This window comes from Streptomyces sp. SCPE 10 (genome assembly GCF_051980735.1).
Taxonomy (GTDB): Bacteria; Actinomycetota; Actinomycetes; order Streptomycetales; family Streptomycetaceae; genus Streptomyces; species Streptomyces misionensis.
In genome coordinates, this window is the sequence record NZ_CP197069.1 from 5,935,109 (window position 1) to 5,950,694 (window position 15,586).

13 protein-coding genes are annotated in these 15,586 nt (G+C 71.9%); 12 read left to right on the forward strand and 1 reads right to left on the reverse strand.

Going from position 1 to position 15,586, the window contains the following annotated elements:
- Window positions 1-13 precede the first annotated feature (13 nt).
- The 5 genes from ACSP97_RS27280 to ACSP97_RS27300 all read left to right on the forward strand — a co-directional run bounded on the left by ACSP97_RS27280 (window position 14) and on the right by ACSP97_RS27300 (window position 5,609).
- Window positions 14-1,480, forward strand: coding sequence for an MFS transporter (locus tag ACSP97_RS27280; protein ID WP_355148522.1), 1,467 nt, complete (start codon window positions 14-16; stop codon window positions 1,478-1,480).
- Window positions 1,481-1,548: 68 nt separating this feature from the next.
- Window positions 1,549-2,379 (forward strand): alpha/beta fold hydrolase, encoded by an 831-nt coding sequence (locus ACSP97_RS27285; protein WP_355148520.1) that lies wholly within the window; start codon window positions 1,549-1,551, stop codon window positions 2,377-2,379.
- Between the two features lie 205 nt (window positions 2,380-2,584).
- Window positions 2,585-3,535 carry a diacylglycerol/lipid kinase family protein gene (locus tag ACSP97_RS27290; RefSeq protein ID WP_355329395.1) on the forward strand — a complete coding sequence of 317 codons (951 nt, stop codon included), beginning with the start codon at window positions 2,585-2,587 and terminating at the stop codon, window positions 3,533-3,535.
- Window positions 3,536-3,587: 52 nt separating this feature from the next.
- Window positions 3,588-3,956: a nuclear transport factor 2 family protein gene (locus ACSP97_RS27295; protein ID WP_355148516.1), complete on the forward strand. Its 369-nt coding sequence runs from the start codon at window positions 3,588-3,590 to the stop codon at window positions 3,954-3,956.
- Window positions 3,957-4,040: 84 nt separating this feature from the next.
- A complete protein-coding gene (locus ACSP97_RS27300; protein ID WP_355148514.1) occupies window positions 4,041-5,609 on the forward strand; it encodes an MmgE/PrpD family protein in 1,569 nt (522 codons plus the stop codon).
- Window positions 5,610-5,727: 118 nt separating this feature from the next.
- On the opposite strand, the gene ACSP97_RS27305 is transcribed toward ACSP97_RS27300, so the two are convergent.
- The gene (locus tag ACSP97_RS27305) at window positions 5,728-6,513 is read right to left on the reverse strand and encodes a GntR family transcriptional regulator (protein ID WP_440554685.1); all 786 of its coding nucleotides are present in this window, start codon (window positions 6,511-6,513) and stop codon (window positions 5,728-5,730) included.
- A 325-nt stretch (window positions 6,514-6,838) separates the two neighbouring features.
- On the opposite strand from ACSP97_RS27305, the gene ACSP97_RS27310 reads away from it, so the two are divergent.
- The 7 genes from ACSP97_RS27310 to ACSP97_RS27340 all read left to right on the forward strand — a co-directional run bounded on the left by ACSP97_RS27310 (window position 6,839) and on the right by ACSP97_RS27340 (window position 15,586).
- A complete protein-coding gene (locus ACSP97_RS27310; RefSeq protein ID WP_355530886.1) occupies window positions 6,839-8,116 on the forward strand; it encodes an extracellular solute-binding protein in 1,278 nt (425 codons plus the stop codon).
- 112 nt (window positions 8,117-8,228) lie between these two features.
- Window positions 8,229-9,227 carry a carbohydrate ABC transporter permease gene (locus ACSP97_RS27315; RefSeq protein ID WP_355329397.1) on the forward strand — a complete coding sequence of 333 codons (999 nt, stop codon included), beginning with the start codon at window positions 8,229-8,231 and terminating at the stop codon, window positions 9,225-9,227.
- Window positions 9,224-10,054 (forward strand): carbohydrate ABC transporter permease, encoded by an 831-nt coding sequence (locus ACSP97_RS27320; RefSeq protein ID WP_355148506.1) that lies wholly within the window; start codon window positions 9,224-9,226, stop codon window positions 10,052-10,054. The genes ACSP97_RS27315 and ACSP97_RS27320 overlap by 4 nt, the downstream gene beginning before the upstream one ends.
- Before the next feature lie 7 nt (window positions 10,055-10,061).
- The gene (locus ACSP97_RS27325) at window positions 10,062-11,573 is read left to right on the forward strand and encodes a glycoside hydrolase family 3 protein (RefSeq protein WP_355148504.1); all 1,512 of its coding nucleotides are present in this window, start codon (window positions 10,062-10,064) and stop codon (window positions 11,571-11,573) included.
- Between the two features lie 445 nt (window positions 11,574-12,018).
- Window positions 12,019-13,050 (forward strand): phytanoyl-CoA dioxygenase family protein, encoded by a 1,032-nt coding sequence (locus ACSP97_RS27330; RefSeq protein WP_355148502.1) that lies wholly within the window; start codon window positions 12,019-12,021, stop codon window positions 13,048-13,050.
- Window positions 13,047-14,330 carry a DUF6271 family protein gene (locus tag ACSP97_RS27335; protein WP_440554689.1) on the forward strand — a complete coding sequence of 428 codons (1,284 nt, stop codon included), beginning with the start codon at window positions 13,047-13,049 and terminating at the stop codon, window positions 14,328-14,330. Before ACSP97_RS27330 ends, ACSP97_RS27335 begins: the two co-directional genes overlap by 4 nt.
- Window positions 14,327-15,586: a type III PLP-dependent enzyme gene (locus tag ACSP97_RS27340; protein ID WP_358674580.1), complete on the forward strand. Its 1,260-nt coding sequence runs from the start codon at window positions 14,327-14,329 to the stop codon at window positions 15,584-15,586. Before ACSP97_RS27335 ends, ACSP97_RS27340 begins: the two co-directional genes overlap by 4 nt.

The window sequence follows — 15,586 nt, forward strand, 5'->3', positions numbered from 1 at the left end:
AAACGGAGTCGTCATGACTCAGGAGTTAACCCCGGACATCGCGGCGGAGGGGCGCGAGCGGACGGCCTCCGACAGCGCCGCGGCCCCCTCGGCGGGCGCCCTGGTGGTGGTCCTCGTCGGCACGTTCATCACGGTGCTCGACTTCTTCATCGCCAACGTGGCCGTCCCGGCCATCAAGGCCGACCTGCACGCCACCGCGGCCCAGGCCCAGATGATCGTCGTCGGATACGGCGTCGCCTTCACCTCGGGCCTGATCACCGGCGGCCGACTCGGCGACCTCTACGGCCGGCGTCGGCTGTTCGCGCTCGGCATGGCGCTGTTCATGATCGCCTCGGCCGCTTGCAGCTTCGCGCCCAACGTCACGGTGCTCGTCGTCGCCCGGATCCTCCAGGGCGGCTCCGCCGCGCTGATGGTGCCCCAGGTCCTCGGCATCATCGGCACCGTCTACACCGGAGCCGCCCGCGACCGCGCCTTCAACGTCTACGGCCTGGTCATCGGACTCGCCGGCGTCTTCGGGCAGTTCATCGGCGGCGCGCTGATCTCCGTCGACATCGCCGGACTCAGCTGGCGCACGATCTTCCTGATCAACGTCCCGCTGTGCCTGATCTCCCTCGCCCTGACCCGCCGCACGATCCCCGAGTCCCGGGGCCAGGGCGGCACCCGGCTCGACCTGACCGGCGCCCTGCTGATCACCGTGGCCCTCGGCCTCGTGGTGTTCGCGCTGCTGGAGGGCCAGGAGCGGCACTGGCCGGTGTGGGTGTGGGAGTCGCTGGCCGCCGCGGCCGTCCTGCTCGCCGTGACGGTCTGGCACCTGCGCCGCCGCTCCGCCGCCGGGCGCGGCCCGCTCATCGAGCCGGGCATGTTCCGCTCCCGGCTGTTCTCGGTGGGCCTCGTCGCCACGGTCGTCTACTTCCTCGCCATGGGCTCCTTCTTCTTCACCCTCGCCCTCTACCTCCAACTCGGCCGTGGCCTCAGCCCGTTGGAGTCCGGCCTGATGTTCCTGGCGCTGGGCGCCGGATACTTCGGCGCCTCCCTCGTCTCGGCGCGGTTCGCCGCCACGGTCAACGCCCGCCGGGTCTCCGCCGGTCCGCTGGTCCTCGCCCTCGGCTACACCGCGATCGGGCTGACCGCCAAGGACCTGCAACTGGACGGCTCCGTGCTCTGGCTGCTGCCGATGCTGCTGGTCGCCGGGCTCGGCATGGGCCTGACCACCGGCCCGCTGACCAACCTGGTGCTGGGCGGCGCGGTCCCCGAGCACGCCGCCGCGGCCTCCGGTCTGCTGAACACCGCGCAGGAGGGCGGCGCCGCGGTCGGCGTGGCCATCGCCGGCACGGTCTTCTTCCCGGCCCTGGCCCACGCCGGCGGCAAGGCGGACGCCTACCCGCACGCCTTCACCGTCACCCTGATCCCGCTCGTCTGCCTGGGCGTCCTCGCCTCCCTGCTGGTGCTGGCGGCCCCCGGCCGCGCCGCCCGGCGCTGACCGGGCCGCCCGGCACGAGCACCCGTACCGCCCCGCACGCCCCACCACTGGAAAGGAGGCACACAGGAATGCCGTACCTCACCACCCGGGACGGGACCCGGCTGCACTACAACGACTGGGGTGACGGACGCCCCGTCGTCCTGCTCGGCGCCGCCATGGCGGACGCGCGCATGTGGGAGTTCCAGGCCCCGTTCCTCGCCGGGAACGGACTGCGCTGCGTCACCTACGACCGGCGCGGCAGCGGCCGTTCGGACATGCCGTGGACCGGATACGACTACGACACCCTGGCCGGCGACCTCGCCGACCTGCTCGACCACCTCGACCTGAGGGACGCCGTGCTGGTCGGCTACGCGGTGGGCGGCGGGGAGTGCGTGCAGTACCTCTCCCGGTACGGCGACCAACGCGTCTCGGGCCTCGCCCTGGTCGCCTCGACCACCCCGTACCTGCTGCGCGCCCCGGACAACCCCGACGGGCTCGACCTCGCCCTCTTCGAGCAGGTCGAACAGGCCATCAAGACCGACCGGGCCGCCTGGCTCGATGCGCTGACCTGGCCGTTCTTCGCGGGCCCCGAACCGGACCCGGAGAACCCGCCGATCTCCCCGCAGCTGGCGAGCTGGCTGGTCGGCATGTGCCTGAACACCTCGCCGAGAGCCGGCATCGAGATCTACCGCACGCTGATGACCACCGACCAGCGCGCGCAGACGGCCGCGGTGCGGGTGCCCACCCTGGTGATCCACGGGACCGCCGACCTGGGCGCCCCCTATCCGCTGTGCGCCCCGCGCACCGTCGAACTGATCCCGCACAGCAGGCTCATCACCTACGAGGGCGCGGCGCACGGGCTGTTCGCCACCCACGCGGACCGCCTGAACGCCGATCTGCTGGCCTTCGTCAAGGAGTGAGACCCCGCCCGTCCCGCACCACCCGCGTCCGGCCCCCGAAAAAGGGGGCCGGACGTGCGCGTTCCCCGGCCCACGCCCGGCCCCCGGCGCCGCGTCAGTGAGGCGTCAGCCCCGTGACAGGGCGCCTTGGCACAGTGGACATCGCCGCGACGCCGGGGCACACCAGCCCGGTCCTCCGGTGCCGACCGACGAAGGAGTACGCCTCATGGCAGACACCGCAGCCCCGGCCCCCACCCGGGCACTCGTCCTGGGCAACCCCGCATCCGGCAGCCACTCGCCCGAACTGGTCGAGGAAGTACGCCAGTTGTGCGCCTCCTACCTGGAGCGGGCCGAGGTCCACCTGACCACCGGACCGGGCGACGCGACGGTCGCCGTACGCCGGGCCCTGGAACGCACCGACGACGCGCCCGACCTGATCGTCGCCATCGGCGGCGACGGCACGGTCCGCGAGGCCGTGCAGGGACTGGTCCCGGCCGACGGCTGCGCCACCCTCGCGGTGGTGCCCGGCGGCACCGGCAACTCCGGCTACAAGATGCTGTGGGGCGAACGGCCCTGGACCGAGTCGCTGAAGGCCGTGCTGACCGACTCCGGCATCGGCGGCAGCGCCCGGCTGCGCCGGCTCGACCTGGCCCGCCTCGCCGAGACCCGCAACTACGTCTACCTGGGCGCCTGTTCGGGCGTCATCGCGGACGCGCTGCTCACCGCGAAGGGGCTGCCGCTGACCGGCCGGGAGCGCTACGCCCGCGCCTTCGCCGACACCGCCGACGGCTACGCGCCGTACCCCGGCCGGGTCACGGTCGACGGCCGGGTGGTGCACGAGGGCCCCACGGTCCTCGCCAACGTCGGCGGCGGACCCTACCGCGGCGGCCTGTTCCACGTGCTGCCCGACTCGCTCCTCGACGACGGACTGCTCGACGTCTGCGTCATCGGCGGTGACGTGCCGGCCGCCGAGGTGCCCGAACTGACCCTGGAAGCCGCCCATATGACCCATCCGGCGACCGTGTACGCACGGGGCCGCCGGATCACCGTGGAACGCACCGACGGAGGCCGCCTCCCGCTGGAGCACGACGGTGAGTACCAACACGGCATCGGCGCCGCGGCCACCTTCGAGGTGCTCCCCGGAGCCCTCCCCGTGTGGGCGCCTGCCGCCCCCTGAACCACCCGTCCGAAGAACCGAAGAAGCACCACCCAAAAAGGAGATCGCCCGCATGAGCGACCTGACCACCACCGTCACCCGCTACCTCGACATCTGGAACGAGGCGGACGCCGAGAAGCGCGCCGCGGCCATCGCCGAGCTGTTCACCGCCGACGCCCCGTACATCGACCCGCTGGCCGCGGTCGAGGGTCACGAGGGTTTCGCGGCCGTGGTGGCCGGCGCCCGTGACCAGTTCAAGGGCCTCTCCTTCGAGCTGCACGGCACCGTCGACGCCCACCACAACCAGGCCCGCTTCCAGTGGGGCCTGGTGACCGAGCCCGGCGCCGAGCCGATCGCCATCGGCTTCGACGTCCTCGTCACCGACGAGGCCGGCAAGATCAAGGCCGTCTACGGCTTCCTGGACAAGGTCCCGGCCGCGTAACACCGCACCACCCCGCGGGAGCACCGGGCCCACCGGTGCTCCCGCCGTCGTGTTCCCCTCGACGCACGCACGGAAGGTACCGCCATGACCGCCGTCCTCGCGGAGAGCGTCGCCCGGGCGCTGTGCGCCGACTGGGCCGAACAGGCCCAGGCCCCGTCCCGGCCCGCCCACGGCCCCGCCGGCGCGGACACCCCGCTGCGCGAACTCTCCCACTGGGCCGCCACCTTGCGACCGCAGGACGTCCCGTGCCGGGTGCTCAAGCTCGCCGCGAGCCAGGTGCTGTCGCAGATCGCCTCCATCCGCGCCGGACTCCAGCACCCGCTCGGCCGCAAGCTGGTTGCCGCCTTCGGGCACCCCATGCAGCGCGACCCCCGGCAGGCCGCCGGCGTCTTCGCCGCGCTCGGCTCCTGGCTCAACCTCGACGACACGGCGTACGCCGGACACCTGTCCAACTCCACCGTCGCCGTCCCGCTCGCCTTCGCCTACGCCCGGCGCCTGGACGGCCTGTCCCTGCTGACCTCGGTGGTCGTGGCCAACGAGTGCGCGGCCCGCATCACCGCCTCCGCGACCCTCGGCCCGCTGCGCGGACAGAGCGCCGTGCACACCCACCTGGCCGGCGCGGTCGCCGGCCGGCTGCACTGCGACCGGGCCCCGGCGAGCCTGTACGAGAACGCCTTCGGGCTGGCCTTCGCCATGCCCAACTGGCCCCTGATGCGCGCCTTCCTGGCCAGCGACGCCCGGCTGTTCAACACCTTCACCCCGGTGCGCACGGCGATGGACGCCTGCGACGCGGCGTACGCGGGACTGCGCGGGGCGCCCGACATCATGGAGCACAGCGACGGCTTCCTCGCCCGCTTCGCCACCGTGCCGCTGCCGCAGGCGGTCGCCAAGGGCCTCGGCCGCCGCTGGCACACCGACACCCTCTCCTTCAAGATGCACCCCGGCGGTCCCGGCATCGACGCGGCCGTGGACTGCGCCGCCGAGATCCACCGCGAACTGGGCCCGCTGCGGCCGAGCGACGTGGCCGAGGTCGTGGTGGAGGCGTCCCTCTACACCCTGTTCGCGGGGGAGCGAGCCGCCGCCTACGTCACCGGCCCCGGCTCCCCGCTCGGCGCGCTGGTCCTCGACGTCCCCTACCCCGTGGCCACCACCCTGCTCACCGGCGAGTTCTCGGTGGACGACTTCTCCTCCCCGAACGTGGACGACCTCGACCGCTGGGCCCTGGCCAAGCGCATCCGGCTGGAGCACGACACCGAGATGACCCGCGAACTCTTCCTGTCCGACGCCCCGTTCGGCGAGGCGGTGCGGGAGGCGGGCGACCTGGCGGTGCCGTGGCTGCGCGGCTTCGGCGGCGACGAACTCGTGGACCTGGTGGGCGCGGCCCGGGCCGACAACCGCGACTTCTCCCGCTCCACCAAGGCCACCGGCGCCCGGGTCACCGTCCGCCTCACCGACGGCCGCGTCGTCTCCCGCACCCGGCTGATCCCGGTCGGCGCCGCGGGCCCGGAGACCCGCGCCCACCACACCGACCTGGTCCGCGAGAAGTTCCTCGCGGTGGGCGGCCCCCAGGAGGTCGCCGACACGGTGGACCGCCTCCACCGGATGCGCCCGCGGGCGGTACGGCGGTGGATCGAGAAGGCGTTCCTGGACTGACCGGCGGCCCGGCCGGACACTCCCCGCCAGAGCCGAGCCGAGCCGAGCGGCCCGGCTCCGGCGGCGGCCCGAAGTGCCGCTCACCATCGCGGATCCGGCCTGATCCAGACGAAAGACCCTAGTCCCGGCGTACGGGCGTCGCCAGCGGGGGCCGGCGCAGGGTGGCCACGAACTTGTACCGCGACCCGCGGTAGACCGCCCGCACCCACTCCACCGGCGAACCCTCCGCGTCCCGCGAGTGCCGCGACAGCAGCAGCATCGGCAGCCCCACGTCGGTCGCCAGCAACTCCGCCTCCCGAGGCGTCGACAAGGACGTCTCGATCGTCTCGTCGGCCGACGACAGCCGCACCCCGTAGACCTCCGCGAGCGCGGTGTACAGCGAGGGGCAGGAGTCCAGCACGCCGCGCAGCCCGGGGAAGCGCCGGTCCGACAGATGCGTCGTCTCGATCGCCATCGGCTCCCCGCTGGCCAGCCGCAGCCGCTCGATCCGCAGCACGGGCTCCCCGACCGCGATGCCCAGCAGCTCCGCCAGCCGCGCGTCCGCCGCCACCTCCCCGACGTCGAGGACCTGGGACGCCGGTGCCAGCCCCTGCGCCCGCATGTCCTCGGTGTGCGAGGTCAGTTGGAGCGTGCGGTACAGCTTCGGCTGCGCCACGAAGGTGCCCTTGCCTTGGATCCGGTCCAGCCGTCCCTCGCCGACCAGTTCCTGGAGCGCCTGGCGCACGGTGGTCCGGGACGTGTCGAACCGCACGGCGAGCAGCCGTTCCGCCGGTACCGCGCAACCGGGTTGCAGCGCGTCGGTCATGGCGAGCAACTGCTGCTTGATCCGGTAGTACTTCGGCACGCGCGCGCTGCGGCCGGCCGGCCCCCCGCGCGGCTGGCCGCTGCTGACGTCGGTGGTCATGCCTGCCTTCCCGGCTCTGTCGATGGGCTCCCGTTATAGCGACCAAGTGCCCTATGGTCTAGTCCAAAAGAACGGGCCGGGCGAAAGGGACGGATGTGGACGCGGGCCCGGGCGCCGAAGCGGACGAAAGCACTCCGGTGACTTTCTCGTAACGGCCTCCATCCGCCTCCGGGACCACCCTTGACACCCCGAAAGGTCTAGGCCAAGCTCCACCCTACTGGTCTACACCATTAGTGGCCGGGTCCCGAGCCCTACGTGCAACAGCGTCGTACGCAGGTCACCGCCGAGGGCGTGGGGGGTTAGTGGCATCCCTGAGGAGGGTGGCGTGAAGCGCAAGCTCGCAGCCGCGATAGTGATCGCGGGCATGATGGTCTCCGTTGCGGCGTGCGGCGGGAGCAAGAGCGACGACAGCAAGGACGCGGGTCCGGACAGCTGGAAGGGCCAGACGCTGACCGTCTGGACGATGGACGGCTCCGCTCCGGCGCAGTGGACCAAGGACGTCCAGGCCGCCTTCGAGAAGAAGACCGGCGCGAAGGTGAAGTTCGAGATCCAGAAGTGGGACGGGATCCAGCAGAAGATCACCACCGCCCTCTCGGAGGACAACCCGCCGGACGTCCTGGAGGTCGGCAACACCCAGACCCCCGCCTACGCCTCCACCGGCGGCCTCGCCGACCTCAGCGACGTCAAGAAGGCCGTCGGCGCCGACTGGACCGCCTCCGTCTCCCAGTCCTCCGTCTTCGACGGCAAGCAGTACGCCGCCCCCTGGTACTTCGCCAACCGCGTCGTCATCTACAACAAGAAGATCTGGGCCCAGGCCGGCATCAAGACGACGCCGAAGACCCGCGACGAGTTCTTCAAGGACCTGGACGCCATCGGCAAGAAGACGGACGCCGAGCCGATCTACCTGCCGGGCCAGAACTGGTACTTCCTGGACGGCCTGATCGTCGGCCAGGGCGGCGACCTGGTGAAGAAGCAGGGCGACAAGTACGTCTCCAACCTCGCCGACCCCAAGGTGAGCGCGGCCATGGAGATCTACAAGAAGTACGCCTCCTACTCCAAGGCCCCCAAGGACAAGGACGAGGCCACCCCGCAGCAGGCGACCGTCTTCGCCAAGGGCAAGACCGGTGCCTTCATCGGCATGGGCTGGGAGGCCGCCACCGCCATCCAGGCCAACAAGGCCATCGAGAAGGACCTCGGCTACTTCACCATCCCGGGTGCCACCGCGGACAAGCCCGAGGGCGTCTTCCTCGGCGGCTCCAACCTGGCCATCGCCCAGAACAGCAAGAAGCAGTCGCTCGCCAAGGAGTTCCTGAAGGTCGCCCTGTCCGACCAGTACGAGGGCGAGCTGGCCAAGCTCGGCGGCGTCATCCCGAACAAGGAGTCCCTGGAGAGCAACCTCAAGGGCAACGGCGCCGCCGAGGCCGCGGCCCCGGGCGCCGCGGTCGGCGGCACCACCCCGCTGATCCCCGAGTGGGCCGCGGTGGAGAACACCCCGAACCCCATCAAGTCGTACATGACCGCCGTGCTGAACGGTAAGTCCCCGGCCGCCGCCGCCAAGGACGTCGAAGGCCAGATCAACGAGCGTCTGGCCCAGCAGAACTAGTCCCACGCCGGGGGCGTCACCGCGACGCCCCCGGCTCACCTGCGCCGTGCGCGTTCCCCTGGCGCCCGCAGGGCACACGAATGCCGTACGGCCACGGAAGAGATGACGACTCATGTCAGTGCAGACCGAAGGCACGGACACGGCCGGGGAGCCCGCTGTCCGCAAGGCCCGGATGCCGGCGCCCCCGCGCGGTGAGGCCGGCGCCTCCCGGTCCGCGGCCGGCCGTGCCGCCGCCGCCCCCTATCTCCTCCTGCTGCCCGCGCTGGCGGCCACACTGGTCCTGCTGGGCTGGCCGCTGGTCAAGAACGGCATGCTGTCGTTCCAGAACCTCAACCCGCGGCAGCTCATCCAGCACCTCACCGAGTGGAACGGCTTCCACAACTACCAGCAGGTCCTGACCGGTTCGGACTTCTGGAAGGTCGTCGAGCGCTCGGTCTTCTTCACCGCCGCCAACGTCGTCCTGATCATGGTGATCGGCACCCTGATCGGACTGCTGCTGGCCCGCCTCGGCAAGAAGATGCGGCTCACCCTCCTGGTGGGCCTCGTGCTCGCCTGGGCGATGCCCGTCATCGCCGCCACCACCGTCTACCAGTGGCTGTTCGCCCAGCGCTTCGGCGTCGTCAACTGGGTCCTGGACAAGCTGGGCTGGCACTCGATGGCCGACTACAACTGGATGGGCAGCCAGTTCTCCACGTTCTCCGTGATCGTCCTGCTCATCGTGTGGCAGTCGGTCCCGTTCGTCGCGATCAACCTGTACGCCGCCACCACCACCATCCCCAAGGAACTGTACGAGGCGGCGTCCCTGGACGGCGCCGGCGCCTGGCAGAGCTTCACCTCCGTGACCCTGCCCTTCCTGCGGCCCTTCCTCTACTCCACGACCTTCCTCGAGGTCATCTGGGTCTTCAAGGCGTTCGCGCAGGTCTTCGCCATGAACGAGGGCGGCCCGGACCGGCTCACCGAGACCCTGCCGATCTACGCCTACGTCGAGGGCGTCGGCAACCAGCACTTCGGGGTCGGCGCGGCGATCTCCTTCCTGACCATCCTGGTGCTGCTCGTCATCACCTCGTACTACCTGCGCATGGTGCTCAAGCAAGAGGAGGACGAGCTGTGAAGCGCTCGCTCATCGGCCGTATCTGGCCCAACGCGACCGCCGTCGTCCTCTTCGTCGGCTTCGTGTTCCCCGTCTACTGGATGTTCGCCACGGCCTTCAAGCCGACCGGCGACATCGTCACCGAGAACCCGGTGTGGTTCCCCACCCACGTCACCTTCGGCCACTTCGACAAGGCGGTCCACGCGGACCACTTCTGGACGCTGGTCGTCAACTCCGTCACCGTGACGGTCTGTTCGGTGGTGCTGTCGCTCGTCATCGCCCTGTTCGCCTCCTTCGCCCTCGCCCGGATGCGGTTCAAGGGCCGGCGCGGGTTCATCATCACGTTCATGCTGGCGCAGATGGCCCCCTGGGAGGTCATGATCATCGCCATCTACATGATCGTGCGCGACGGCGACATGCTGAACAGCCTGGTGCCGCTCACGGTCTTCTACACGATGATGGTGCTGCCCCTCACCGTCCTGACGCTGCGCGGCTACATCGCCGCCGTGCCGAAGGAGCTGGAGGAGTCGGCGATGGTCGACGGCTGCACCCGCCTCCAGGCCTTCCGCAAGGTGATCTTCCCGCTGCTCGCGCCCGGCCTGATGGCCACCTCGCTGTTCGGGTTCATCACCGCCTGGAACGAGTTCCCGCTGGTCCTGATCCTCAACAAGGACATCGAGAAGCAGACCCTGCCGCTGTGGCTGTCCCAGTTCCAGACCGCCTTCGGCGACGACTGGGGCGCCACCATGGCCGCGTCGTCCCTGTTCGCGCTGCCCATCCTGATCCTCTTCATCTTCCTGCAACGCAAGGCTGTCAGCGGTCTGACCGACGGCGCCGTGAAGGGATGACGCCCCCATGACCACACTCGCCACCACCGGGTCCGGCAGCGGCTCCGCCGCGGGCGACACCCTCACCCGGGACGCCCTCGCGGTGCTGCAACCGGGCTTCGCCGGCACCACCGTGCCCGACTGGGTGCGCCGCCGCCTGGGGGAGGGCCTCGCCTCCATCGCCCTGTTCGGCCGCAACGTCGTCGACGAGGCCCAGGTCACCGCGCTGACCGCGCAGTTGCGCGCGGAGCGGGACGACCTGCTGATCGCCATCGACGAGGAGAGCGGCGACGTCACCCGCCTCGACGTGCGTACCGGTTCCGCCCTCCCCGGCAACCACGCCCTCGGCGCCGTCGACGACCCGGACCTGACCCGCGCCGTCTCCCGCGAGCTGGGCCGCCGCCTCGCCGCCTGCGGCGTCAACTTCGACTGGGCGCCCTCCGCCGACGTCAACGCCAACCCGGACAACCCCGTCATCGGTGTCCGCTCCTTCGGCGCCGACACCGACCTGGTCGCCCGGCACACCGCCGCCTGGGTCGAGGGACTCCAGTCCACCGGCGTCGCCGCCTGCACCAAGCACTTCCCGGGCCACGGCGACACCAACGTGGACTCCCACCACGTCGTCCCCCGCATCGACGTCGACGCGGAGACCCTCTTCGCCCGCGAACTGCCCCCGTTCCGCGCGGCGATCGCCGCCGGCACCCGGGCGATCATGAGCGCGCACATCCTCGTCCCGGCCCTGGACCCGGACCGCCCCGGCACCCTCTCCCCCCGCGTCCTGACCGAGCTGCTCCGCGGCGAACTCGGATACCAGGGGCTGATCGTCACCGACGGCATCGACATGCACGCGATCTCCGGCACCTACGGCATGGCGCACGGCGTGGTCCTCGCCATCGCGGCCGGCGCCGACGCCATCTGCGTGGGCGGCGGACCGTCCGACGAGGGCACCGTGCTCGGGCTGCGGGACGCGCTGGTGGCCGCCGTACGCTCCGGCGAACTGCCCGAGGAGCGGCTCGCCGACGCGGCCGCCCGGGTGCGCGAGCTGGCGAGCTGGACCGCCGCCGCGCGCGGCGACGCGGCGAAGACCGAACCCGCGCCGGAGATCGGCCTGACCGCGGCCCGCCGCGCGGTGCGCGTGACCCGGTCCGGGCCGGCCGCGCCCGTCGACCAGCCCGTGTACGTGGCCCAGTTCAACCCCGAACCCAACATCGCCGTCGGCGACCAGACCCCCTGGGGCGTCGCCGACGAGCTGCGGCGGCTGCTGCCCGGCAGCTCCGACGGTTCCTTCACCGGCGCGGACGCGGGCGCCCTCGCCCTCGCCGCCGCCGACGGCCGCCGGATCGTCGCCGTGGTCCGCGACGAACACCGCCACGACTGGATGCGCACCGCCCTCGACACCCTGCTCGCCGCCCGCCCCGACACCGTCGTCGTCGAGATGGGCCTCCCCGGCGCCGCCCCGCGCGGTGCCCTGCACATCGCCACCTACGGCGCCGCCCGCGTCTGCGGCATCGCGGCCGCCGAGGCCGTCGTCGCGGGCTGAGCCCCGCCCCACTAAGGCGGGGGTACCCCGCCTCCAGTCCGGCGGGGACGGTGTCCTCGCCCCGAGTCCGGTGAGGTTCGTTTCCTCGCCTTCAGTCCGGTGGGGACCGTGTCTCCGCCCCGAGTCCGGTGAGGTTCGTTTCCTCGCCTTCAGTCCGGTGGGGACCGCGTCTCCGCCCCGAGTCCGGTGAGGTTCGTTTCCTCGCCTTCAGTCCGGTGGGGACCGTGTCTCCGCCCCGAGTCCGGTGAGGATCGCTTCCTCGCCCCTGCCCGGCGGGGACCGTGTCCCCGCCCCCACGGCCGTCGCCCGTCCCCCACACGCCCGACCGGCGGGCGGCGGCCGCCCTCCACGCCTTTCAGGGAACCTGGTGGCCCCCTCGCGCCCCGGCGCATGCCACCGGCACATGTCTCACCGCCATCCGCATCCGTCATCCCGGAGTGCCCGCATGCAGACACCCGACCCCTATCTCCACCGCGCGGCGTCCCACCGCCCCTACTTCAGCGCCGACGGCGAGACCTACCTCGCCCCGACCCCCCTGCGCGACATCCGGAAGTCACTGCCGCTGCGGGTGCTTTCGGAAGAGGACTTCGCCTTCTGGCAGACGTACGGCTACGTCGTCGTCCGCGAGGCCATCACCCCCGGCGAGGCCAAGCAACTCCTCGACTTCGCCTGGCAGTTCCAGGGTCTCGACCCCGACCGGCCGGACACCTGGTACGAGGAACCGGAGTTCCGCTCCGAACTCGACCAGCACCTGTTCATCTACGGCTTCGTCGAGGCGTACCACCACCAGCTCATCTGGAACAGCCGCCAGACCCAGCGGGTCCACGACGCCTTCGTGGACGTCTGGGACTGCGAGGAGTTGTGGGTCACCCTCGACCGCCTCAACCTCAACCCGCCCAACACCCGCACCCGTTCGCGGTCCCTGATCGACCCCACCGACGAGGGCTTCGACATCGAACTGCACTGGGACGTCGACAGCACCCTCGCCGTGCTGCCCCAGCGCGTGCAGGGCATCATCGCCCTCAACGACACCCAGCCCGAACTCGGCGGCTTCCAGTGTGCCCCGGAACTCTTCCGGCGCTTCGAGGAATGGCGCGTCGCCCAGCCGCCGGGCCGCGACCCCATCCGCCCGAACGCCGACCGCGCCGAGTTCCCCGTGGTCCGCCCCGACCTCCAGGCCGGCGATCTGCTGATCTTCAACGGCCTGCTCGCGCACGGCGTCGCCCCGAACCTCTCTGACAACGGTGTCCGAGCCGTGCAGTACCTGTCGATGATGCCCGCCCTGGAGGAGCACACCGCGCTGCGCGACGCCCGCGTGCACTCCTGGCGCACCCTCGCCACCCCCGACTGGAACGCCACCCTGCTCGGTGACGCCCGCCGACCGGAGGCCCTGCGCTACGGGCCCGCCGAACTGACCGGGCTCGGGCGCAAGCTGCTCGGCCTCGACTCCTGGAACAGCGGGGACGACGCACAGTGAACCGGATCTGCCTCTGCCTGCCCACCAACCGGGCCTGCCCCGCCACGATCACCGCCCTGCACGCCGAAGCCGACTACGCCGCCCGGCACTTCGGCGCCGACGTCCAGCTGCTGATCCTCGACTCCGCCGACGAGCGCACCCGAGCCGACCACCTCCGTGTCATCGCCGCACTGCCCGAGCGACCGCGCGTCACGGTGCACCACCTGGACGAGACCGAGCAGCGCGCCCGGCTCGGCGAGCTGATCGAGAAGGCGGGCCTGCCCGCCCGCCTGCTGCGCCTGATGCTCCCGCCCACCGTCTCCTACGGCGCCTGCACCAACCGCGCCTTCCTGTTCGCCGCCGCCCTCGGCTGCGACTCCGTGCACCGCAGGGACTCCGACAGCACCTACCAGGTGCACGCCGGACAGCCGGTGTTCCCCGTCCACCACGAGCTGCCCTGGCTGGGCCGCCCCGCCGCCGAGGCCACGGCCGTCGGCCTGCGCACCGACCTCGACCCGGCCCACGCCCACCACCGGGTGTCCATGGCCGGCGCCTCCTTCATCGGCGAACTCTCCGTCGACATCGGCGAGATACGAAGCCTGGACCCGGCCGTCTACCACGACGTGGTCAGCCTCTGGGCCCCCGGCGACTGGCCCGAGGAGCGCACCCGGGACCTGGTGGCCGAGTCCTTCACGGGCGCGGGCACCGCCCCCTTCACCGGCGACCGCTCCACCCTCACCCTGGTCGACCCGATGCGGGTGGACATGTGCAACATCGCCTTCGACCGGGCGGTCTACGAACGCGTCCCGCTGCCCCCGGCCACCGACACCATCGGCAGCGACTACTTCCTCATCCACCTCGTCCACGACGCGACCCTGCCCGGCATCCTGCACAACCGCCACATCGAGAACTTCCACACCCCCGAACGCCGCACCCCCGCCGGCTTCCTCGCCTACCAGCGCCGCTTCGTGAAGTTCCTGCTGTCGATGCGCTACTTCCACCACGTCTACGACCGCATGACCGCCGCGGGCAGCGCCCTCCTGGACGACCTCGGACACGTACGGCCCGAGACGGTCACGGCCTTCCTCCGCGAAAGCACTGCCCTGGACCGCACCGAGAACATCTGGCGCCTGGACCGGCTGGACACGGCCTACCGCAAACTGGGCGGCAAGTACGCCGAGTTCGCCGACCTGGTGGCGGGGGAGCGCGAGGGACTGCTGGACGAGGCCCGCTCGGACATCGAGGACTACGCCCGGCTGATCGAGTCCTGGCCCGCGCTGATCGAGGCGGCCCGCACATGAGCGCACCGCAGGGGCACCGGGCCGGGCCCGGCACGCCGCCGGCCCGGGACCGCGAGCACCCGCCGCGCACCCGGGCGGGCGCGCTCACCGCGGCCCTGTCCGCCGCCGACACCGACCGCATCGTCTACGACCTCACCGGCATCGAGCGCCAGTACGACTCACTGCTGGCCGAGCTGCCCGGCACCCTGATCCGCTTCGCCCTCAAGGCCTGCCCGGTCGACGAGGTCCTCACCGTCCTCGCCGACCGCGGCGCGGGATTCGACGCCGCGAGCCCCGCCGAGATCGCCCAGGCCCTCCGCACCGGCGTCGGCCCCGACCGCGTCCACTACGGCAACACCGTCAAGTCCGACCAGGACATCGCCGAGGCCCACCGGCTGGGCGTGCGCACCTTCGCCACCGACAGCGTCGAGGACGTCACCGCCATCGCCCGGCACGCCCCCGGCGCCCGGGTGTTCTGCCGCCTCGCCACCAGCGGCCAGGGCGCGCTGTGGGGCCTGAACCGCAAGTTCGGCTGCGCCCCCGAGGACGCCGTACGGGTACTGGAGACCGCCCGCGCGGCGGGCCTGACCCCGGCCGGTCTCTCCGTCCACGTCGGCTCCCAGCAGATGACCGCCGAGGGCTGGCAGGCGGCCTTCGACCTGCTCGCCGACACCCTGACCGCGCTGGCCGGGCGGGGGATCGCACCGGACCACGTCAACCTCGGCGGCGGCCTGCCCGCACTCGGCTACCGGGACCGCCACGGCAACCCCCTCGACCCGCCCCTCGACAAGATCCTCACCGTGCTCCGCGAGGGCATGGAGCGCCTGCGCGCCCTCGCCCCCGTCGACTTCGTCATGGAACCCGGCCGCCATCTGGTCGCCGACCACGGCGCCGTCCGCGCCCATGTCGCCCGCCTCACCCGCCGCCGGCAGCCGGACGGCGAGGACGCGCACTGGCTCTACCTCAGCTGCGGCAAGTTCAACGGCCTCTACGAGATGGACCAGCTGACCCACGAGATGGTCTTCCCCGGCCACCCCGGGACGGCGGACACGGTGCCCGCGATCGTCGCCGGTCCGACGTGCGACAGCGACGACGCGTACGGGGAGGGCCGCCACCCGGTGCGCGTCCCCGGGACGGTCACCTCCGGCGACCCGGTGTGGATCCTCTCCGCCGGCGCCTACGCCACCAGCTACACCACCAGGGGCTTCAACGGCTTCGGCCCGCTGCCCTGCGTCTGCGTCCGCACGCACCACTCCCCAGACGACGAACGGCCCTGA